At 69.9% G+C, this 21677-nt stretch carries 20 protein-coding genes; 13 read left to right on the plus strand and 7 right to left on the minus strand.

Features of this window, described 5'->3' with window-relative positions; genetic code table 11:
- Nucleotides 1-65: 65 nt before the first annotated feature.
- Nucleotides 66-1325 (minus strand): D-arabinono-1,4-lactone oxidase, encoded by a 1260-nt coding sequence (locus M3195_RS13690; RefSeq protein WP_251588389.1) that lies wholly within the window; start codon nt 1323-1325, stop codon nt 66-68.
- A gap of 78 nt (nt 1326-1403) precedes the next feature.
- Here M3195_RS13690 and M3195_RS13695 point away from each other — a divergent pair, with 78 nt between their 5' ends.
- From M3195_RS13695 to arfA, 5 genes are all read left to right on the plus strand, one after another.
- Entirely contained in the window at nt 1404-2450 is a 1047-nt protein-coding gene (locus M3195_RS13695) for a LacI family DNA-binding transcriptional regulator (protein ID WP_251588391.1), read from the plus strand.
- Nucleotides 2451-2546: 96 nt separating this feature from the next.
- Nucleotides 2547-3884, plus strand: coding sequence for an extracellular solute-binding protein (locus tag M3195_RS13700; RefSeq protein WP_251588393.1), 1338 nt, complete (start codon nt 2547-2549; stop codon nt 3882-3884).
- Nucleotides 3881-4828, plus strand: a complete 948-nt coding sequence (locus M3195_RS13705; protein WP_251588395.1) for a carbohydrate ABC transporter permease — start codon at nt 3881-3883, stop codon at nt 4826-4828. The genes M3195_RS13700 and M3195_RS13705 overlap by 4 nt, the downstream gene beginning before the upstream one ends.
- Nucleotides 4828-5748: a carbohydrate ABC transporter permease gene (locus M3195_RS13710; protein WP_251588397.1), complete on the plus strand. Its 921-nt coding sequence runs from the start codon at nt 4828-4830 to the stop codon at nt 5746-5748. The genes M3195_RS13705 and M3195_RS13710 overlap by 1 nt, the downstream gene beginning before the upstream one ends.
- 86 nt (nt 5749-5834) lie before the next feature.
- Entirely contained in the window at nt 5835-7358 is a 1524-nt protein-coding gene (arfA, locus tag M3195_RS13715) for an arabinosylfuranosidase ArfA (RefSeq protein WP_251588400.1), read from the plus strand.
- Nucleotides 7359-7467: 109 nt separating this feature from the next.
- Here arfA and M3195_RS13720 read toward each other — a convergent pair whose 3' ends face one another.
- The 6 genes from M3195_RS13720 to M3195_RS13745 all read right to left on the minus strand — a co-directional run bounded on the left by M3195_RS13720 (nt 7468) and on the right by M3195_RS13745 (nt 14450).
- The gene (locus M3195_RS13720) at nt 7468-8949 is read right to left on the minus strand and encodes an MFS transporter (protein ID WP_251588402.1); all 1482 of its coding nucleotides are present in this window, start codon (nt 8947-8949) and stop codon (nt 7468-7470) included.
- A 112-nt stretch (nt 8950-9061) separates the two neighbouring features.
- The gene (locus tag M3195_RS13725; protein ID WP_251588403.1) at nt 9062-10195 is read right to left on the minus strand and encodes a bifunctional 2-methylcitrate synthase/citrate synthase; all 1134 of its coding nucleotides are present in this window, start codon (nt 10193-10195) and stop codon (nt 9062-9064) included.
- A 77-nt stretch (nt 10196-10272) separates the two neighbouring features.
- Complete coding sequence (prpB, locus tag M3195_RS13730) at nt 10273-11181, minus strand: methylisocitrate lyase (protein ID WP_251588404.1); 909 nt, start codon at nt 11179-11181, stop codon at nt 10273-10275.
- On the minus strand, nt 11181-12707 hold the full coding sequence (locus M3195_RS13735) for an MmgE/PrpD family protein (protein WP_251588406.1): 1527 nt from the start codon (nt 12705-12707) through the stop codon (nt 11181-11183). Before M3195_RS13735 ends, prpB begins: the two co-directional genes overlap by 1 nt.
- A complete protein-coding gene (locus tag M3195_RS13740) occupies nt 12704-13366 on the minus strand; it encodes a GntR family transcriptional regulator (protein ID WP_251588407.1) in 663 nt (220 codons plus the stop codon). Before M3195_RS13740 ends, M3195_RS13735 begins: the two co-directional genes overlap by 4 nt.
- Nucleotides 13367-13460: 94 nt before the next feature.
- On the minus strand, nt 13461-14450 hold the full coding sequence (locus tag M3195_RS13745; RefSeq protein WP_251588408.1) for an EamA family transporter: 990 nt from the start codon (nt 14448-14450) through the stop codon (nt 13461-13463).
- 39 nt (nt 14451-14489) lie between these two features.
- Here M3195_RS13745 and M3195_RS13750 point away from each other — a divergent pair, with 39 nt between their 5' ends.
- The 8 genes from M3195_RS13750 to M3195_RS13785 all read left to right on the plus strand — a co-directional run bounded on the left by M3195_RS13750 (nt 14490) and on the right by M3195_RS13785 (nt 21664).
- Nucleotides 14490-15026, plus strand: coding sequence for a CGNR zinc finger domain-containing protein (locus M3195_RS13750; protein WP_251588409.1), 537 nt, complete (start codon nt 14490-14492; stop codon nt 15024-15026).
- Nucleotides 15027-15172: 146 nt separating this feature from the next.
- On the plus strand, nt 15173-16153 hold the full coding sequence (locus M3195_RS13755; protein ID WP_251588410.1) for an acetylxylan esterase: 981 nt from the start codon (nt 15173-15175) through the stop codon (nt 16151-16153).
- A 128-nt stretch (nt 16154-16281) separates the two neighbouring features.
- Nucleotides 16282-16884: a glucose-6-phosphate isomerase family protein gene (locus M3195_RS13760; RefSeq protein ID WP_251588415.1), complete on the plus strand. Its 603-nt coding sequence runs from the start codon at nt 16282-16284 to the stop codon at nt 16882-16884.
- Between the two features lie 9 nt (nt 16885-16893).
- Entirely contained in the window at nt 16894-18396 is a 1503-nt protein-coding gene (gene xylB / locus M3195_RS13765) for a xylulokinase (RefSeq protein WP_251588417.1), read from the plus strand.
- Nucleotides 18396-19352, plus strand: a complete 957-nt coding sequence (locus M3195_RS13770; protein WP_251588419.1) for an NAD(P)-dependent oxidoreductase — start codon at nt 18396-18398, stop codon at nt 19350-19352. The genes xylB and M3195_RS13770 overlap by 1 nt, the downstream gene beginning before the upstream one ends.
- An 11-nt stretch (nt 19353-19363) precedes the next feature.
- Nucleotides 19364-20308, plus strand: coding sequence for a shikimate dehydrogenase family protein (locus tag M3195_RS13775; RefSeq protein WP_251588421.1), 945 nt, complete (start codon nt 19364-19366; stop codon nt 20306-20308).
- Nucleotides 20305-21267: a phosphotriesterase family protein gene (locus M3195_RS13780; protein WP_251588423.1), complete on the plus strand. Its 963-nt coding sequence runs from the start codon at nt 20305-20307 to the stop codon at nt 21265-21267. The genes M3195_RS13775 and M3195_RS13780 overlap by 4 nt, the downstream gene beginning before the upstream one ends.
- 100 nt (nt 21268-21367) lie before the next feature.
- Entirely contained in the window at nt 21368-21664 is a 297-nt protein-coding gene (locus tag M3195_RS13785) for a putative quinol monooxygenase (RefSeq protein ID WP_251588425.1), read from the plus strand.
- Nucleotides 21665-21677: the final 13 nt, after the last annotated feature.

Raw genomic sequence — 21677 nt, forward strand, 5'->3', positions numbered from 1 at the left:
TCTTCGAATCGCGCAAATGGTCACTTTTCGACCGGTGGCGTTACCAGTTGCGCTCTTCGAAGGGATCAGAGGCCGAGCCGCTCCAGGTAGGGGTTCACGAGCCGCCGCTCGGGGTCGAAGCGGGCGGTGAGATCGGCGAAGTCGCTCCAGCGCGGGTAGCGCGAGCGCACTTCCGCGCCGTCGAGCGTGAACACCTTGCCCCAGTGCGGGCGCGCGGTCGCGGGCAGCGCCGCCTCGAGCGTCGGCAGGAACGCGCGCACCGCCGCCTCGTCGGGCTTCCACGTGAAGTGGATGCCCACGGCATCCGTCCCGTGCGACGAGCTGAGCCACAGCTCGTCGGCGGCGACCGTGCGGATCTCGTTCACGAGGAGCAGGGGCGTGATCTGCCCGGCCAGGGTGCGCACCGCCTGGATCGCCGCGACCGCGTCGGAGCGCGGCACGAGGTACTCGCTCTGGATCTCGGCTCCCGCCGACGGCGTGAACTCCAAGCGGAAGTGCGGAAGGCGCTCGGACCACGGCCCCGGGACACCCAGCTGCTCCGTGCACGCGACGGGGTCGACCCCGAGGATCGGATGCCGCTTCGCGGTCGCCGCCTCGCCGCCGAGGCGATCGAAGACGTCGGCTCTGGTGAGCTCACGGGCCTCCGGCAGCCGCTGCTTGACCCAGATCTGGTCGGCCTGATCGGTGCGCTGCCACGTCGAGAAGATGCTCACGCTCGTGCCGACGCCGGTCACGTCGTCGAAGTCGGCGAGGATCGCGTCCCACGACGGATGCTCGAACACGTGCTGCGCGACCTCGTAGGTCGGCTCGACGTCGAGCGTGAGGTCGACCACCGCGCCCAGCGCGCCGAGGCTCACGACCGCGCCGTCGAAGTTCGCATCGCCGCGCCGCAGTTCCCGGATCTCGCCCGAGGGAGTGACGATCGTGAGCGCCCGCACGGCGCTCGCGAGCGAACCGATCGCGTCGCCCGATCCGTGCGTGCCGGTGGCCACGGCTCCCGCGATCGAGATGTGCGGGAGCGAGGCCATGTTGGCGAGCGCGAGCCCCTCCGCGAGGAGTCGAGGCGCGAGATCTCCGTAGCGCAGGACGCCAGAGACGCGGACGGCGTCGCGCTCCTCGTTCACCTCGATCACCGACGGCATCCGGTCGAGCGCGATGAGCACGCCGTCGGTGTCGGCGATGTCGTTGAAGCAGTGGCGCGAGCCCAGCATCCGAGAGGAACCGTCCTGGGCGAGCACGGTCTGCAGCTCGTCGACCGACGACGGGTGCTCGATGCGCGATGCCCGGTATGTGACGTTGCCTGCCCAGTTGCGTTCGATCGTCATGGCGCCATGATAGTCAGAGCGCTCGGAAGTACATCGTTGTAACCCCTCGTCCGCGGCGTGCACGGATAGGCTGACCGGATGACCGCGATGCCGCCTCCCCGCGCCACGATGAAGGACGTCGCGGCGCTCGCCGGGGTCTCGCCGAAGACCGTCTCGAACGTCGTGACCGGCACGACGACCGTGAGCGACGAGACCCGCCGCAAGGTCGAGGCAGCGATGGGGCAGCTGGACTTCGTTCCCAACCTCAGTGCGCGCGGGTTGCGCAAGGGCCGGTCGGGCATCATCGCGGTGGCGCTCCCGGATCTCGCGACCGCGTTCTCGGCGGAGCTCATGCATCGCATCGTCGATGCCGCCCATGAACGCGGACTCGCCGTGCAGATCGAGGAGACGGCGGTCGACCCGGAGCGCGAACGCGAGCTCGTCTCGCGTGCTCGCGCGCATCTCGTCGACGGCCTGATCCTGAACCCGATCCGCCTCGAGGACAGCGTGCTGAGGTACGCCGACCGCCTGCCGCCGCTGGTCGTGCTCGGCGAGGTGGAGCAGAATCGGGCGGATCATGTGCGCATCGACAGCCGCAGGGCAGCGGCCGAAGTCGCCCGTCACGTCCTCGCGCGTGGCGCTCGACGCATCGCCGTGATCGGAGCCGATGACGACCCCGCCTTCGCCACCGCGACGAGCAGGCTGCGCCTCGAGGGCGTGCACGACGCCCTCCGCGAGGCCGGCATCCCCCGCGACACCGCCCTCGAGGTCAACCCGATGCCCTGGTCGATGACCGGCGGCGCGCGCGGCGTCGAGACGCTGTTCCGCCGCGGTGTCGCCTTCGACGCGATCATCGCATTCACCGACAGCCTCGCCCTCGGCGCCCTGCATGCGCTGCACGACCATGGGGTGCGGGTGCCGCACGACGTCGTCGTGACCGGTTTCGACGACGTGGAGTTCTCGCGGTACACCTCGCCCGCGCTCACGACCGTCGCGTTCGACCGCCGCGCGTTCGCCGATGCGGCGCTCGCCCTGCTGGAGTCGCGCATGGACGACCGCACGGCGCCACCGCGGGGGCTCACCCTCTCGCATCAGCTCCTCGAACGCGCGAGCACCGAGGGCAGTCCTGCCGGCTACCGCCCCTGATCCGGACGCCCTCGAGCTTCCGACATCACCTCTTGCCCTCCGATTACATCGATGTAATGATGTAGCGACCTTGACCGCAGTCACGAAGGAGTGACGATGACGCCCCCGCTCGATCTGTCCAGACGGCAGTTCCTCACCGCCGCCTCCGTCATGGCCGGTGCCGCCCTGCTCGCAGGGTGCGCACCGGGCACCGTCCCCGGTTCCACCGCGAAGACGCTGCAGTTCTGGCATCTGCTGTCCGGCGGCGACGGCGTCACGATGTCGCAGCTGCTCGACACGGCGAACGCCGCGCAGAGAGCGTACCGCGTGCGCCCCACAGTGCTGGCCTGGGGCACCCCGTACTACACGAAGCTCGCCATGGCCGGTGCGGGCGGTCGCGCCCCCGACGTGGCGATCATGCACGCCACCCGCACGGTCGGCTGGGCACCCGGAGGCCTGCTCGACCCGTGGGATCTCGACGAGCTCGCCGCACTCGGCGTCGACTCCTCCGCCTTCCCGAAACCCATCTGGGAGAAGGGCTTCGTCGGCGACGACATGTACAGCGTCGCGCTCGACGCCCACCCATTCGTGGCGATGTTCAACACCGACATCTGCGATGCGGCAGGCGTGCTCGACAGCGACGGACGGCTGCTGCCGACCGCGTCGCCGGAGGAGTTCGTCGACCAGCTGCGCACGATCGGCGGCTCCGCCGAGGGGCACGCGCTCTCGTTCGGCTACCTGGGCGACGGCGCCCAGATGTGGCGCCTCTTCTACACCTTCTACTCGCAGCACGGCGCCCCGATGGAGCTGCCGGCCGGCGGCACGGCGGTGATCGACAAGGACGCCGCGGTCGAGTCGCTCACACTCATGACCACCCTGCTCGACGGCGAGATCGCCCTCGCCCAGGCCGACTACGGCAGCGCGATCGCCGAGTTCGCGACGGGTAAGAGCGGGATGCTGTTCACCGGCGTCTGGGAGCTGCGCACCATGCAGAGCGCCGACCTGCCGTTCGACGCCACGATGATCCCCACGCTCTACGGCACGCCCGCTGTCTATGCCGACTCGCACTCCTTCGTCCTGCCGCACCAGAACAATGCCGATCCCGACAAACGCGCGCTGACGTACCGGTTCGTCGCCGACATGCTGAAGGGCTCGTTCGGCTGGGCCGAGGCCGGTCACATCCCCGCGTTCCTCCCCGTGACCGAGTCGCCGAAGTACGACGACCTCATCCCCCAGGCGCACTACGCGGAGGCGGCGCAGCACGTGGTCTACGATCCCACCGCCTGGTTCACCGGTTCCGGATCGAACTTCCAGAGCGAGTTCGGCGCGGCCGTGCAGGGCGTGCTGCTGTCGGGCGACGACCCGGCCGCGGCGGTCGACCGCTTCGAGGCGAGAGTGAACGCGCTGCTGCGACAGCCCAACCCTGCCGACCCGGAAGGGGCGTTCGCGTCATGACCGCCGTCACCGATTCCACACGCACGATCGTCACCGGCTCGCGAACCACTCCCCGCGGCCGTCGGGCCGGCTCCCGTCAGCGCGAGCAGCTCATCAGCTGGGCGTTCCTGGCCCCGTTCCTCGTCGCCTTCCTGCTCTTCCTCGTGTGGCCGATCATCCACGGCATCATCCTCAGCTTCACCGACCAGTCCCTCACGGGCGCCGGCGGCGGGTTCGTCGGCTTCGCGAACTACGCCGAGGCGCTGGGCGACCCGAAGATGTGGCAGTCGATGGGCAACACCGTGTGGTTCACACTGCTCTCCACGGTGCCCCTGGTGGTCATCGCCCTCGTCATGGCGGCGCTCGTCGACCGCGGCATCCCCGGCCAGTGGCTGTGGCGCCTGTCGTTCTTCATGCCGTTCCTGCTCGCCTCGACGGTGATCTCGCAGATCTGGGTCTGGATCTTCAACCCTCAGGTCGGCGCGGCCAACAACATCCTCGAGTTCTTCGGTCTCGCGCCGATTGCCTGGCTGCAGAATCCCGACACGAACATGCTGTCCATCGTGATCGCCACGGTCTGGTGGACCGTCGGGTTCAACTTCCTGCTGTACCTCGCCGCGATGCAGAACATCCCGCCGCAGCAGTACGAGGCGGCATCCCTCGACGGGGCCGGCGCCTGGCGTCAGTTCTGGTCGATCACGCTCCCCCAGCTCGGGCCGGCGACGGTGCTCATCCTGATCCTGCAGATCCTCGCCTCGCTCAAGCTGTTCGACCAGGCGTACCAGATGCTCGGCGGCGTCGCGAGCGACACCACACGCTCGATCGTCCAGTACATCTACGAGGCCGGCTTCGTGAGCTATCGGTTCGGCTACTCCGCGGCGATCTCCTACGTCTTCTTCGCCCTCATCGTCATCATCGGCGTCGCCCAGGCACTCATCACGCGCCGCCGGAAGGAACAGCTCTGATGTCCACCGCCACGACCACCGCTCCCACCGCCACCGAGACGATCACGACCGCGGCCACCGGAGCGCCGCGCCGTACCCGCCTGCCCGGCCAGAAGCCGTTCGGACCACTGCGCATCACGGCGTTCGTCGTGCTGCTCCTGCTCGCCGTCGGCTGGCTGCTGCCGTTCCTCTGGGCGGTCGCGACGGCCTTCAAGACCGAGACGGATGCCGCGTCCGGCGACCCGGGATGGATCGGCGCCTCCGGTCCGACCGTCGACGCGTTCGTCGCCATCCTGTCGCAGGGCAACGTGTACACCTGGGCGTTCAACAGCCTGTGGACATCGGCCGCGATCACCCTGATCACGCTCGCCATCTCCGCGCTGGCCGCGTACGCGCTCTCGCGTCTCGACTTCACCGGCCGCAGATGGCTGTTCGTCGTGATCATCGCCTCGATCGTCGTGCCCCCGCAGGTGCTGATCATCCCCCTGTTCTACGAGATGCTCGCGTTCAACCTGATCGACACGTACTGGGGACTCATCCTCCCGCAGGTCGTCGCCCCGGCGATGGTGTTCATCCTGAAGCGGTTCTTCGACGCGGTCCCGATCGAGCTCGAGGACGCCGCACGCGTCGACGGAGCCGGACGCTTCCGCATCTTCTGGTCGATCGTGCTGCCGCTGTCGCGGCCGATCCTCGCCTCCGTCGCGATCTTCGTCTTCATCACGGCATGGAACAACTTCCTGTGGCCGTTCCTCGTCATCAACGACACCACGCTCATGACGTTGCCGGTGGGCCTGCAGACCGTGATCAGCGCCTACGGCGTGCAGTACGCGCAGGTCATGGCGCAGGCCGTGCTCGCCGCCGTGCCGCTCATCGTCGTGTTCCTCATCTTCCAGAAGCAGATCGTCAAGGGAGTCGCGACGAGCGGCTTCGGCGGTCAGTAATCCCGCATCCCCACCGTCGGTCGTTGAGCGCGGAGCGCAGCGACGAGACGAAACGCCCCTTCCCCAGCCCAGACCCTAGGAGAGCAATGTCTCAGGCCCGCATCACCATCGACCGCGACTTCACGATCGCCGACGTCCCCCGGAGGCTCTTCGGATCGTTCGTCGAGCACATGGGGCGCTGCGTCTACACCGGCATCTACGAACCGGGTCACCCACAGGCCGACGAGCGCGGATTCCGTCAGGACGTCCTCGCGCTGGTGAAGGAGATGGGACCGACCGTCGTGCGCTACCCCGGCGGCAACTTCGTCTCGGGGTACCGCTGGGAGGACGGCGTCGGCCCGGCCGATGACCGCCCGGTGCGCATCGACGGCGCGTGGCACACCATCGAGACGAACGCCTTCGGCCTGCACGAGTTCATGGACTGGGCGAAGGATGCCGAGGTCGAGGTCATGGAGGCGATCAACCTCGGCACCCGCGGCGTCGAGGAGGCCAGGGCGCTCGTCGAGTACGCGAACCACCCCTCCGGCACCTACTGGTCGGACCTGCGGCGGAAGAACGGAGCGGAGCAGCCGTTCGACATCAAGCTGTGGTGCCTCGGCAACGAGCTCGACGGGCCGTGGCAGATCGGCGGCAAGACCGCCGGCGAGTACGGACGTCTGGCGCAGGAGGCCGCGAAGGCGATGCGTCTCGTGGACCCGTCGATCGAGCTGGTGGCCGTCGGGTCGTCCGGGCGCTCGATGCCGACCTTCGGCACCTGGGAGCACACGGTGCTCTCGCACGCCTACGACGAGGTCGACTTCGTCTCGATGCACGCCTACTACCAGGAGCACGACGGCGACGCCGAGTCGTTCCTCGCCGAGTCGGTCGACATGGACGCCTTCATCGAGGGAGTCATCGCGACCGTCGACGCGGTCAAGGCCGCCGGCAAGCACACCAAGCAGATCGACATCTCGTTCGACGAGTGGAACGTGTGGGACCAGGTGAAGTACAACGACGTGGAGGCGAAGGAGATCGCGAAGGCCGGCTGGCGACAGCATCCGCGTCTCATCGAGGACACGTACAACGTGACGGATGCCGTCGTCGTCGGCACCCTGCTCAACAGCCTCCTGCGCCACGGCGACCGCGTGAAGATCGCCAACCAGGCCCAGCTCGTGAACGTGATCGCGCCGATCCGCTCGGAGGAGGGCGGTGCGGCGTGGCGCCAGACGAGCTTCTGGCCCTTCGAGCGCATGGCGCGGCTGGCCAAGGGGCGCATTCTTCGCCTCGCCGTCTCGGCTCCCCAGATCGAGACGAAGCGCTACGGCGGAGTGGATTCGGTCGACGCCGCCGCCACCTGGGACGAGGCGACCGGACGGGTCGTCGTCTTCGTGGCGAACCGCTCGCTCACCGAGGAGAGCGACCTCACGATCGACCTGCACGGACTCGGGGATCTGCGCGTCGAGAACGCCGAGACCCTGACGATCCCGGAGGGCGGCGACCGCCACACGTCGAACCTCGAGACGACCCCGGATGCCGTGCACATGGTGCCTCTCGGTGCCGCGGAGGTCGTCGACGGCGCTGTGCGCGCGACGCTGCCGCCGCTGTCGTGGTCGGTCATCGAGCTCGGCTGAGTCGCGCGATCCTCACCGCGTTTCGTCTCGGTGCTTCGCTCCTCGCTCAACCACCGGGATCCCACCGGTCGTTGAGCGAGCGGAGCGAGACGAAACGCGGCACCCTCGCTCAACGACCTCCGTCGTGGGTCACCGGCTTGTCTCCTGATTCGACGAGGGACAGCGGGTCGGCGATGTCCTCCAGGGACTTGCCCGCCGCGCTCACGCCGAAGAGACCGCAGACGACCCCGCCGAAGATCATGATCCCCGAGCCGAGCACGTACCCCCAGAACAGCGGACCGCGGTCTCCGGTCTCGGCGCTCTGACCGATCAGCGAGCCGTAGAGCACCGGAGCGATCGCGCCGACGAGCTGACCGATCGAGAAGACGTAAGAGATGACCTGGCTGCGCAGCTCCAGCGGGAAGATCTCACTGACCGTGAGGTATGCCGCCGAGGCGCCGGCGGAGGCGAAGAAGAAGGACGCGCACCAGAACGCCGTGTGGGTGCCCGCGTTCAGGACTCCCGCGTTGAACAGGAACGCGCTGACGAGCAGGATCGACCCCGCGAGCACGTAGGTGAGGAACAGCATCCGCCGCCGTCCCCACGTGTCGAAGAAGTGTCCGAGCACGAGTGCGCCGGCGAGGTTGCCGACCGCGAAGATGATGAAGTACTGCGAGGCCGACGCCGGCGGGGTGTCGTAGAAGTTCTCGAGCACGAGCGCGTAGGTGAAGAAGATCGCGTTGTAGAGGAACGACTGCGTCACCATCATCGTGATCCCGACGAGGGTCCGCCGCGGATACTTCTTGAAGAGCACCTTCGCGATCACGAGGAACGGCACCTGACCGTACTCCTTCACCGTGATCGCCTTCGACTCGTCGACGGGCGGGATCTCCCTGCCCTCCTCGCGAATGCGCTGCTCGATGCCGTCGACGTTCCGCTCGGCCTCGTCCTCACGGCCGTGCGTCATCTGCCAGCGCGGGCTCTCGGGGATGTGACGGCGCAGCCAGATGATCAGGATGCCGAGCACCGGCCCCAGGAAGAAGCTGAGGCGCCAGCCGAGGTCCTGCGGGAGGATGTCGGTGTTCAGGAAGAACAGGTTCGCGACGGCACCCAGGGCGGCACCGCCCCAGTAGGTGCCGTTGATCGCGATGTCGACGCGTCCCCGGTACTTCGCGGGGATGATCTCGTCGATCGCCGAGTTGATCGCGGCGTACTCGCCGCCGATGCCGGCGCCGGCGACGAAGCGCCAGATGTAGAAGAACCAGGGCGCGAATGCGAGACCGGCGACGGCGGAGCCGACGAGATAGACAACCAGCGACAGGATGAAGAGCTTCTTGCGGCCGAGACGGTCGGTGAGGCGCCCGAACACGAGCGCGCCGAAGACCTGGCCGAGCAGGTAGCAGGTGCCGGCCAGACCGACCTCGGCCGGGCCCATGCCGAGGGTCGCCGCGTAGCCGTTCGCGGCGACGATCTGCACCTCGAGGCCGTCGAGGATCCAGGAGAACCCCAGTCCGACGACGATCATCCAGTGGAAACGCGCCCACGGGAGCCGGTCCATCCGGGCGGGAACGAGGGACCGGACCTTTTTCACCGGCACATCGGATGCGGACATGGAGCCTCCTTCACACAGGACCACCGAGGTCCCGGATCAGTGATACTCCTCCGACGCGATTCGGCGCGACCGCTTGATTCCGGCATCCGATCGCGCTACGGCGTCCGTCGCGTCAGCCCTGGACGTGCCTCTCGTCGACGCCGTCGTAGTGCGAGAGCGGACGGATCAGCGCGTTCGCCCCCGCCTGCTCGATGACGTGCGCGGTCCAGCCGGTGACCCGCGCGGCGACGAACAGCGGCGTGAACGTGAGCGTGTCGAAGCCGATGAGGTTGTACGCCGGTCCCGACGGGTAATCGAGGTTCGGGTAGATGCCCTTCCGCGCGACGAACTCCGATTCCAGGGCGTCGTACAGCGCGGCGACCTCGGGCCTGTCGTAGTGCTCGACCAGGGTGTCGAGCGCGGCCTTCATGGTCGGCACGCGCGAGTCGCCCTTCTTGTACACGCGGTGTCCGAAGCCCATGATCTTGCGCTTCTCGGCGAGCGCCTTGTCGAGCCATGCCTCGACGTTCCCGGCATCCCCGATCTCGTCGAAGATGTGCAGCACGGCTTCGTTCGCGCCGCCGTGCAGCGGACCCTTGAGGGCGCCGATCGCGCCGACGACCGCAGAGTACAGGTCGCTGAGGGTCGAGGTGATCACGCGGGCGGTGAAGGTCGACGCGTTGAACGAGTGCTCCGCGTACAGGATCATCGAGCGGTTGAAGGCGTCGACGACCACGGGGTCCGGCTCCTCGCCGAACGTCATCCAGAGGAAGTTCGAGGAGTAGTCGAGGTCGTCGCGCGGCTCGACGATCGCGTGACCGCGACGGCGACGCTGACCGTAGGCGACGATCGCCGGAAGAGCGGCGAAGAGGCGGATGCTGCGCTCGAGGTTCTCCTCCGGGCTCCCGCCCGCGTTCAGCACCGATCCTCCGGCGCCGGGGTCGGAGGCGCCGATGACGCTGACGGCCGTGCGCACCTCGTCCATGGGGTGCGCCTCGAGCGGGACGAGGTCGATCGCCTGCTTCACGTTCTCGGCGAGCGCGCGGTGCGTTCGCTCCTCGTGGCGGAATGCGGCGAGCTCGTCGGGCGTCGGCAGCTCACCGTGCCACAGCAGGTAGGCGACGGCCTCGAACGGCTGGGTGTCGGCCAACTCCTGCACCGGGTACCCGCGATAGAGCAGGCTGTTCGTCTCGGGGTTGACCTTCGAGATCGCCGTGGTGTCGACGACGACCCCCGCGAGGCCCTTCCTGATGTCCGGTTCGCTCATGCTCACTCCTTCGTGTACTTCGACTCGTCGCTTCGCTCCTCGCTCAGCAACCGGGTCGGATGTCCGCTTCGCTGCGCTCAGCGATCGGTGTTGTCGAGTGTGAAGTTGAAGACCCCGGAGTCGAAGTGGTTGTACGACTCGTAGTCGATCAGGTCGTAGAGATCGGCGCGGTGCTGCATCTCGCCGAGCTTCGAGGTCAGGTGCCCCTCGTCGTTCAGCGTATCGAGAGCGCGGCCCGCCGCGCCCATCGCGATGCGCAGCAGCGAGACCGGCCAGATCACCATGCTCACCCCCGCCGCCTGCAGCTGCGTCGTCGAGAACAGGTCGCTCTTGCCGAACTCGGTCATGTTGGCCAGGATCGGCACGTCGAGCGCGTTCGCCATGACCTCGAACTCGGAGAGGTCGCGCATCGCCTCGGGGAAGATCGCATCGGCACCCGCATCCACCAGCGCCTTGGCGCGATCGATCGCGGCGTCCAGTCCGTCGATGGCGCGGATGTCGGTGCGGGCCATGATGAGGAAGTTCTCGTCGCGACGTGCGTCGGCGGCGGCGCGGACGCGCTTGATCGCCGTGCCCTCGTCGACCACGCTCTTGCCGTCGAGGTGGCCGCAGCGCTTGGGGTTGATCTGGTCCTCGATGTGGGTACCGGCGAGTCCGGCGTCTTCGAGCTCCTGAATCGTGCGGGCGACGTTCATCGGCTCGCCGAAGCCGGTGTCGGCGTCGACGATCGCGGGGATGTCGGTCATGCGGGCGATCTGATTCGCGCGCCCGGCGACCTCGGTCAGCGTCGTGAGGCCGATGTCGGGCAGGCCCAGGTCGGCAGACAGCACGGCGCCCGAGATGTAGACGCCGTCGAAACCCTTCTGCTCGATGAGCCTGGCGCTCAGCGGGTTGAACGCGCCGGGGAAGCGCAGCAGCTCCCCCGAGGCGATGCGCTCACGGAACAGCCGCCGCTTTTCGGCGGGCGTCGTCGTGGAGTACAGCATCAGAACAGCCCCTCCGGCGCCTCTGCTGCGTCGAGCAGCCCGGGCTTCGCGACGATCGACAACTCGCCGACCTCCGCAGGGGTGAGTTCGGGCAGGCGCTGCACGAGCTCGAGGAAGCGCTCGATCTCGGCGGCCTCGAGCACCGGCCCCGCGAGCAGGCGGAACTTCGCGATGTAGTTCTCGCGCGCGAACGGGCGGGCGCCGAGCGGATGCGCGTCGGCGACGGCGATCTCGTCGACGACGGTGGTGCCGTCGCTGAGGCGGAACTCCACGCGGCCTCCGAACGCCTTCACGTCGGGGTCCTCGGAGTGGTAGCGACGCGTCCACTCGGCATCCTCGGCCGTCGTGATCTTGTGCCACAGTGCAACCGTGTCGGCGCGGCCGGCCCGCTCCGGCGTGTAGGAGTCCACGTGGTGCCAGCCGCCGTCCTGCAGGGCGACCGCGAAGATGTACGGGATCGAGTGGTCCAACGTCTCGCGGGAGGCCGTCGGGTCGTACTTCTGCGGATCGCCGGCCCCCGAACCGATCACGTTGTGCGTGTGGTGGCTGGTGTGCAGCACGATGCTCTCGATGTTCGCGGGGTCGCGCAGAGCCGGATTCGCGGTGCCCAGACGGCGGGCGAGGTCGATCCACGCCTGGGCCTGGTACTCGGCGGAGTGCTCCTTCGTGTACGAGTCGAGGATCGCGCGCTTCGGCTCGCCGGATGCCGGGAGCGGCACCTCGTACGCGGCGTCCTTGCCGTCGAGCATCCAGGCGATCACGCCGTCCTCACCCTCGTAGATCGGGGCGGGGCTGGTCTGGCCGCGCATCGCGCGGTCGACGGCCTCGACCGCCATCTTGCCCGCGAACGCCGGGGCATGCGCCTTCCAGGTCGAGATCTCGCCCTTGCGGCTCTGCCGGGTCGCCGTGGTCGTGTGCAGCGCCTGGCCGACGGCCTGGTAGATGGTCTCGACATCGAGTCCGAGCAGGGCGCCGATGCCGGCGGCCGCCGACGGTCCGAGGTGCGCCACGTGGTCGATCTTGTGCCTGTGCAGGCAGATCGCTCGCACGAGGTCCATCTGGATCTCGTAACCGGTCGCGATGCCGCGCACGAGCGCCCGGCCGTCCTTGCCTGTGTGCTGGGCCACCGCGAGGATCGGCGGAATGTTGTCGCCGGGGTGGGAGTACTCGGCCGCGAGGAACGTGTCGTGATAGTCCAGCTCACGCACGGCGACCCCGTTCGCCCACGCCGCCCATTCGGGACTCGTGCGGTCGTCGAGCGAGGCGCCGAAGAGGTTCGCCCCGGCCCCGCCGGTCGAGACGGGGTGACTGAACGCCTGCGCACGAGCGGCGACGATCGGCGCACGTGTGAGGGATGCCGCGGCGACCGAGGCGTTGTCGATGATGCGGTTGATGATCATGTCGACGACCGTCCGCTCGATCTCCGCCGGGTCGGCGGCGACCTCGGCGATCTTCCAGGCGAGCTGGTCCTCGCGCGCGAGGTTCTCGGAGCTCGGGTGGACGCGGACGTGATGCGTGACGGTCATTTCTCTCCTTCGTTCAGTGTCTCGAGGATGCCGGTGAGCGCGTTGTGCAGGTGCACGTGCGTCGCGTGAGCGGCGAGGTCGCCGTCGCGCGCCGCCAGCGCTTCGGCGATCGTGCGGTGCTCGGCGGCCGAGGCGGCGAGCCGCGCAGGCTTGTCCTTCGCCATGCGCCGGACCCGCACCAGGTGGGTGCGCACGGTGCGCAGAGCTGACGCGATGTAGTCGTTGGCGACGGCCGCGTCGAGGGCCGCGTCGAAGCGGGCGATGAGCGCGTAGTAGTCCTCGCGTCCCGCGGGAGCGTCGAGCTCGACCTGCGCGAACTCCTGCACGAGGGCGGCGAACAGCTCGGCATCCCCGCGCTGCGCGGCGAGCCGCGCCGAGGTCTCCTCCAGGGCCCGACGGATCTCGAAGAGCGCGCGGATGTCGTCGGCGTCCAGGTCCGCCACGACGGTGACGCGAGGTGACTGCTGCACGACGAGCCCGTCGGACGCGAGTCGGCGGAGCGCCTCCCGCATCGGGGTGCGGCTGACGCCGAGCCGGGCGGCCTGCTCGACCTCGCCGAGCACGGATCCCGACGGAAGGTCCCCGGACTGGATCTCGTCGAGCAGCGTCGCGTAGGCGCGACGACTCGCGCTCAGACGTTCGGTCGAGACCGCGGACATGCCCTCAGTGTATACACAAAGCGCACCCGTCGTCTCAGACTGTCCTCCCGAGGCACCTCACGTATACACACGCTTCGGTGGGCACCAGTTGCGGCTACTCGTCGCGGATTCCGGCAGCAGGCGCCAACCGAACGGCGGGGAGAGCCGCATCCGTCGGCGCCGGCTCTCCCAGCTTCACCACCACGACGCCGACCAGCACGAGCGCCCCGCCGAGCGCCTGCAGCAGATCGGGGAGCTGGCCGAGCAGCAGCCAGCCGAACAGCAGCGCCGCCACGACCTCCGACAGGGCGATGAACGAGGCGAGGCGCGACCCCAGCATCCTGGTCGACGCGATGCCGAGCAGGTAGGCGAGCGCCGTTGCGATGAGGCCGATCGCGAGCACCGGGACGAACCACGGCACGGTGCCGAAGCGGTAGGCGATGTCGTCGGTAGTCCAGGCGAGGGGAAGGATGCCGACGGCGCCGGCGACCGTGAGCCCCACCGCTCCGAGCAGCAGGCCCCCACCGGCGAGCGCGATGGGCGGCAGCCCGGTGTCGGCTTTCGCCGAGAGCAGGAAGTAGGTCGCGGCCCCGACCATCGCGGCGAGCGCCCAGAGGATGCCGGGCACGTTGACCTCGGCGCCCGTGACGATGTCGAGCATGAGGACGAGTCCGGCGAAGGCGATCACCGCTCCGATCACGCTGCGCCGGCTCGGCTTCTCGCCCCGGCGCAGCCACAACCAGAGGATGACGGCGATCGGCGCCGTGTACTCGATGAGCAGGGCGATGCCGACGTCCATCACGGCAACGGCCTGGAAGTAGCAGAGCTGTGTCGCTGCGACGGCGAGGAGTCCGTACGCGGCCACCATCCCGGCGTTCTTGCGCAGCGCACCCCATCGGCCACGGAGCGACAGGACCGCGGGGATCAGCAGCACCAGCGCCGCAACCCACACACGCACGGTGACGGCCGCGCCGGGCGACCACCCGGCGTCGATGAGTCCGCGCGCCCAGGCACCCGACATGCCGAACGAGAAGGCCGCCGCGACCGCCAGCGGCAAGCCGAGGCGCACGCCCGCGACCTTCCGGTCATCGGTGACAGTGCTCATGAGAAGTGACACTACTCATGCACGGAGTAAGGTGTCAATATGATCTTCACCGATGACACCGAAGAGGCGCTCCGCGCGGCCGTCTGGCTCGTCAACTCGGCCGAAGACCCCGAGACCCTGCAGACCCCCGACGACGAGCACCGCTTCCTCGCCGAGTTCCCCTATTCCGGCAGGCTCGACCGCGACGACGCCGAGCTCGCCGCACTGCGCGGCATCCGCCCTCAGCTGCGCGCCATGCTGCTCGCGCCCCGCGATGACATGGCCGAGCATGTGAACGCCGCCCTCGCCGAGGCGCGGCTCACCCCGCGCCTCGTGCGCCACGACGAGGCCGACTGGCACCTGCACGCCGTCGCCGACGACCGCCCGCTGGCCGAGCGCGTGCTCATCGAGACCGCGATGGCGCTGATCGACGTGATCCGCGCAGACGAGGGATCGCGCATCTCGGTCTGCGACGACGAGACATGCGAGGCGCTCGCGCTCGACCTCTCGCGCAACCGCTCGAAGCGCTTCTGCTCGCCGACCTGCACGAACCGCAATGCGGTCGCCGCGTACCGGGCCCGGCGGGCCCACGCCTGAGCCGTCTCCGCCCCTCCCCTCTCTCCCGCTCCCTCCTGAGATCAGGAACCTCGCCCGACATCAGGAACATCCGCGCCACGCCGTCCTGATCTCGGGCGAACATCCTGATCTCGGCGCGCCCGGCCTCGGGTAACGTCGACCAGGCCATGCCCTTCCCCGCGCCCTACGATTCCTGGTTCCCGGATGCCGCGTTCGACGGCACCTACGGCTTCGACGAGCACGCACTGCGGCAGGTTGCCCCCGTCGCGCCGCCGACCGACCTCGCCGAGATGTGGCGCCGCTGGCGAGCGGAGGCGAGGACGGTGGATGCCGCGCCGCAAACCCTCTCGACCGCGGCCGTCGACGGGCGGAGCGTCTCGATCGTCGAGCACGCCGGCGCCGACGGCATCCGCCTCCGCTCCTGGCTGGTCGGTCCGGCGACCGAACCGGCCCGCGTGGGCATCGTGCACTCGCACGGCTACGGCGGCCGTGACGCGATCGACCTTTCGCGGGTGCCGGATGACGCGGCGGCGATCTTCCCCGTCGCCAGGGGCCTGCCGACGCTGAACCCCGGCGTCGGCGCTCCGGAGCCGGTGGAGCAGCACGTGCTCGCCGGGCTCGACGACCGCGACCGGTACGTCCTCGGGCTGTGCGCGCGGGACCTGTGGCTCGCCGCCGACACGCTCCTCGCCCTCGCCGGAGACCTGCCGCTGTACTACGTCGGTGAGAGCTTCGGCGGCGGCATCGGCGCGCTCGGCGTCCCGTGGGACGATCGCTACGTGGGTGCGACGCTCATCGTGCCGAGCTTCGGGCAGTACGACGAACGCCTGGCAGTGCCGTGCCTCGGCAGCGGCGAGGTGATCCGCGCCCACGTCGCGGAGCATCCGGAGGCGAGGGAGCAGCTGCGCCCGTTCGACGCATCCAGCACCCTGGGCTTCGCGGAGATCCCGGTGCGGGTCGAGGCCGCGCTGTGGGACCAGTATGTGCCGCCGCCCGGGCAGTTCGGCGTCGCGAACGCGGCGGGCGACCTCGAGCTCGCGGTGCTGCCCGCCGGGCACGCCGAATACCCCGGCTGGGATGCCGTGCTCGCCGATGCCGTCCGTCACGGACGCGCGCATCTCGCGCGGGCGCTGCGCGCGGCATCCTGACGCGATCCCGCACATCTGTGCTCGCCCCACCGCGCAGATGAGCGTTGGACAGCACTTGTCATTACAGGTACACTCGACCTGTCATTACAGGCTGCGATGCACTGCAGCATCCGCGACGAGGAGCACCGATGCCCGAGTTCCACACCCCGCCGATCGAGCCGATGGCGATCGCCTTCGACGCCGAGAAGCTCACGCTCTCGCCGGAGGGCCCGACGCTCACGCGTCGCATGTCCGACCTCGAAGGGCTCTTCCTGGATCACGGCGCCTGGCAGGCGGCAGCCGACGGTGAGAACCCCGTCGTCTACACCGTCACGAGCTCGCCCGTGCCCGAGATCGGCCGCGAGCTTCCGCAGTCGATCACGACGATCATGTCCGGGGACACCTCGGGCGAGCTCTGGATGACGAAGGGGCACCAGCACCCCGACCACCAGGGCGAGATCTACCTCGCTCTGAAGGGCCGCGGCGGGCTCCTCATGTTCGACGGCGAGCGCACCGAATGGCTCGACATGCTCCCGGGCACGATCGGCTACATCCCGCCCGGATGGGCGCACCGCTCGGTGAACACCGGTGACGAGCCCTACGCGTTCCTCGCGGTCTACCCGGGCGGCGCCGGCCACGACTACGGATGGGTGCTCGAGCACGGCATGGGCTCCCGGGCCTACCGCGCGGCCGACGGCGTCGAGCTGCGACCGTACGACACGACCGCGACCGCCCCCGAGACCGCCGAATAGGCTCCGGGCATGATCATCGCGCACGATCTGGGCACCACGGGCGACAAGGCCTCGCTGCACCATGACGACGGGCGCCTCGTCACCGCGGTCACCGTCCCGTACCCCGCCCACTTTGCCGCGGGCGGCATCGCCGAGCAGGACCCGGCGGACTGGTGGGGCGCGGTCGTCGAAGCCACCCGGCAGCTGATCGCGAAAGCCGATGCATCCCCCGAGACGGTCGTCGGCCTCGTCGTGAGCGGGCAGATGATGGGCACGGTGCTGTTGGATGGGCGCGGCGACCCGGTGCGACCGGCGATCATCTGGGCCGACACCCGCTCGGGCGCGCAGACCCGTGCCCTCGAGCAGCGCCTCGGCGCCGAGCCCGCCTACCGGGCGCTCGGGCACCGCCTCAACCCGACGTACTCGGTCGAAAAGATCATGTGGGTGCGCGACAACGAGCCCGACGTCTGGGCGCAGGTGCGTCACTTCTGCGTCGCGAAGGACTACATCGTCTACCGGCTCACCGGCCGCTTGGCGACCGAGCGCTCCGACGCGTCGGGCACGAACGCCTACGACCAGGTCGCGGGCACCTGGTCGGCCGACGTGCTCGGTGCCGCCGGCCTCGACCCGGCTCTGTTCCCCGCGATCCTCGAGTCGACGACGGTCGCCGGCACGCTCACGGCCGAGGCGGCCGGCGCCCTCGGCCTCCCCCGCACCGTCCGCGTCGTGATGGGCGGCGGTGACGGACCGCTCGCCGCGGTGGGCTCCGGTGTCGTCGCGCCCGAGGACGGCGCGTACGTCTGCCTCGGCACCTCGTCGTGGATATCGTTCGCGAGCCCCACCCCGTTGCACGATCCGCTGATGCGAACCATGACCTTCGACAACGTCGTGCCGGGGTCCTTCGTACCGACCGCGACCATGCAGGCCGGCGGAGCATCGGTGCAGTGGATCGCCGAGGCCCTCTCCCCCGACCCCGCGCGCCCCGAGACCGCCCGGCTCACGGCAGACGCCGGCGGCGACCTCGACACCGAGGACCTCTACTTCCTCCCCTACCTGCTCGGCGAGCGGTCGCCGCTCTGGAACCCGTCCGCCCGCGGCGCCTTCGTCGGGATCGGTCGCCACCATACGAGGGCGCACCTCACCCGCGCCGTGCTCGAGGGCGTCGCGTTCAACCTGCTCACCTGCATCCACGCGTTCCGCGAGTCGGGTGCCGCGATCGACCGCATCGACGCCGTCGGCGGCGGCGCGCAGAGCGACGTGTGGCTCGGCATCCTCGCCGACATCTGGGGCGTGCCCGTCCGCCGCCGCACGATCGTCGAGGAGGCGAACAGCCTCGGTGCGGCCGTGACCGGCGCCGTCGGACTCGGTCTCGCCGACTTCTCGGCCGCCCGCGCGCTCAGCGAGGTCACCGCCGAGTTCACTCCGGATGCCGGGCGCCACGCCGTCTACGCGCAGCGCCACGGCCGCTTCACCGCCGCCTACGACGCGCTCGCGCCGTGGTTCGCCGCCGCCCCGTCGGCAGGGAGCGTCTGATGGGCGTGATCCTCGCCACCAGCAGATCTTTCTCCGACGGCGACCTCGACCTCGTCGCGCGCGCCAGGGAGGCCGGGCACGAGATCGTGCGCGGCCCAGCGCACCATGGACTCACCGAGCTCGGCCCGCTGCTCGCGGCGGCAGACGGCTGGATCGCCGGAACCGGACCCGTCACCGACGCGCACCTCGACGCCGCTCCGAACCTGAAGGTCATCGCACGCTACGGCGTGGGGACCGAGGCGGTCGACGTCGCGGCGGCCGAGCGACGCGGCATCCCGATCACGAACACCCCCGGCGCGAACGCCGACGCCGTCGCCGACCACACGGTGGGGCTCATGCTCGCCGCGCTGCGGTGCATCGCCGACGGCGATCGTCGCGTGCGCCGGGGCGACTGGAGCGTCCGCCGCGGACGCGAACTGGGCGCGGCGACCGTCGGGATCGTCGGTTTCGGTCGCATCGGCCAGGGAGTCGCCCGCCGCCTGACCGGCTTCGGCTGCGCGGTGCTCGCCGCCGATCCGTTCCTCGCGCCGGAGCGCATCGTCGCGCTCGGCACCGTGCCGATCGCGCTCGACGACCTCTTCCGCACGTCCGACGTCATCACGCTGCACGCCCCCGGCGGGCAGATGCTCGTGGATGCGGCGCGGCTGGACGGCATCCGTCCGGGCATCGTGCTGGTGAACACCGCCCGTCCGGATCTCATTGACGAGGATGCCGTGGCCGCGGCGCTCCGCGACGGGCGCCTCGGCGCGTATGCGGCCGACACCCTGTCCGGCGACACGGCCGCGAGCGACAGCCCCCTCCTGGCCGCCGACCTGGCCGAGCGCGTCACCGTCACCCCGCACCTCGGCGCACAGACCACGCAGGCCGTCGACAACATGGGCTCGATGTCTCTCGACGACGTCCTCGCCGTCCTCGCGGGCTCGACTCCCGCCCACCTCGTCTCCCCCCGACCCTGAAGGGCCCGACCATGACCATCACCGAGAACGCCACCACGACCGGCGGCTACATGGGCTTCGTCGGCGTGAGCACCGGCTCGTCGTCGATCATGCAGGTGTTCCCCCGATGGGCTGAGGTGCTGGGGCTGCCCACCACCGAACTCGTCGGACACGACCTCCCGATGGACGCCGGGCCCGCCCAGTACCGGGCCATGGTCGAGCAGATCCGCGACGACCCCCACCACCGCGGGGCCCTCGTGACGACCCACAAGATGAACGTGTTCGCCGCGGCATCCGACCTGTTCGACGAGCTCGACCCGTTCGCGGTGTCGTGCGCCGAGATCTCGAGCATCTCGAAGCGCGGCGACCGTCTGATCGGCCGCGCGAAGGACCCGATCACGGTCGACCTGGCGTTGAACGACTTCCTGCCCGCCGACCACTTCGCTCGCACGGGGGCCGAGGTCGTCATCCTCGGCGCCGGCGGATCGGGCACCGCGCTCAGCTGGGCGCTCGCCGAGCGGGCCGACGCTCCGGCGAAGGTGACCGTGACCGCGCGCGACGACGGCAAGCTCACGCATCTGCGCGACGTGCACCGACAGCACGGCACGCGCGACGGGTTCATCGAGTACGTGCGCACCGACTCGGTCGAGCAGGCGGCTGCCCTCGTCGCCGCCGCCCCGGCCGGATCGCTCATCGTGAACGCGACGGGTCTCGGCAAGGACCGCCCCGGTTCACCCCTGCCCGACGACGTCGTCTTCCCCGAGGACGCCTGGGTCTGGGAGTTCAACTACCGCGGGTCGCTGGAGTTCCTGCATCAGGCCCGTGCTCAGGAGGCCGCGCGCGGACTGCACGTGGTCGACGGGTGGCGCTACTTCATCCACGGCTGGTCGCAGGTGGTCGCCGACGTCTTCGAGCTCGACCTCACCCCCGAGATCGTCGAGCGTCTCGCCGAGGCGGCGGAGTCGGCGCGGCGATGATCCGCACCGTCCTCGGCGACGTCTCGCCGACCGAGCTCGGCCCGACGAACTATCACGAGCACCTGTTCCAGGTCTCACCGCTGCTGCCGGGCGACGAGCTCGACGACGAGGAGCGCTCGGGCGCCGAAGCGGCGATGCTGCGCGACAGCGGCTTCGCGGCGATGGTCGATGCGACGCCGTTCGGTCTCGGCCGCGATCCCGCGGCACTCGCCCGGATCAGTGCGTCGACCGGACTGCGCATCGTCGCCACGACCGGACGCCATCGCGAGGCCCACTACGCCGCCGACCACCCGACACGATCGACGGATGCCGAGACGCTCGCCGCGCGGTTCATCCGCGAGATCGGCGACGGGATGCCGCTGGCCGACGGCGACCCCGACGGGGAGCGCGCCTGCGGCCCCGACGGCTCCCCCGTGCGCGCCGGTCTGCTCAAGGGCGGCATCGACTACTGGCGCATCAGCGGGTTCGAACACACGACGCTGCTCGCCCTCGCCGCGGCGCATCGCGCCACGGGCGCTGCGATCATGGTGCACCTGGAGTTCTGCACCGCCGCGCACGAGGTGCTCGACCTGCTCGGCGCCGAGGGGGTCTCGGCCGACCGAGTCGTGCTGGCGCATGCCGATCGCGATCCGGACGCCGGCCTGCATGCCTCCCTCGCGGAGCGCGGCGCCTACCTCGGGTACGACGGGTTCGCGCGGCCGCGCACCCGATCGGATGCCGAGCTGCTCGCCCTGACCGAGGCGGTCATCGCGGCAGGCGCCGTCGATCGCGTGGTTCTCGGCGGCGACGTCGCCCGCCGCACCCGTTACATCGCGTACGGCGGCATGCCGGGCCTCGCCTACCTGGGCGAGCGATATCTGCCCCGCCTGCGTGCGGCGGTCGGCGAGGACGCCGTCGATCGGATGCTGCGCGCGAACCCCGCCCGACTCCTCGCCCTCCCGTCCCCCACGGGTCGTTGAGCGCCCGCCCCTCCCGCGGGTCGTCGAGCGAACGAAGTGAGACGAAACGCGCCAGACCCCGCACGACCCCGCCCCGCATAACCCCCTGAAGGAGCCCCGCATGACCGAGCCGACCATCCTGCACGCGACCTTCACCGCGCGTCCCGGCGAGGGCGATCGCGTCGCCGCGCTCCTCGCCGACTTCGCGGAGCACGTGCGGGAAGAGGAGGGCAACGTCGTGTTCGACGCGACCCGCCTCGTCGACGACCCCGACCGGTTCTTCGTGTACGAGGTGTACCGCGACGAGGCCGCGTTCCAGGCGCACCTCTCCTCCCCCGCCGGCGGCCCGTTCAACGCGGCGCTGCAAGACCTCATCGTCGAGCCGTCGTCGCAGCTCACGTTCCTGCGCCGCATCTGACGGCATCCCTCTC

It is taken from the genome of Microbacterium hydrocarbonoxydans (genome assembly GCF_023715885.1).
Taxonomy (GTDB): Bacteria; Actinomycetota; Actinomycetes; order Actinomycetales; family Microbacteriaceae; genus Microbacterium; species Microbacterium hydrocarbonoxydans_C.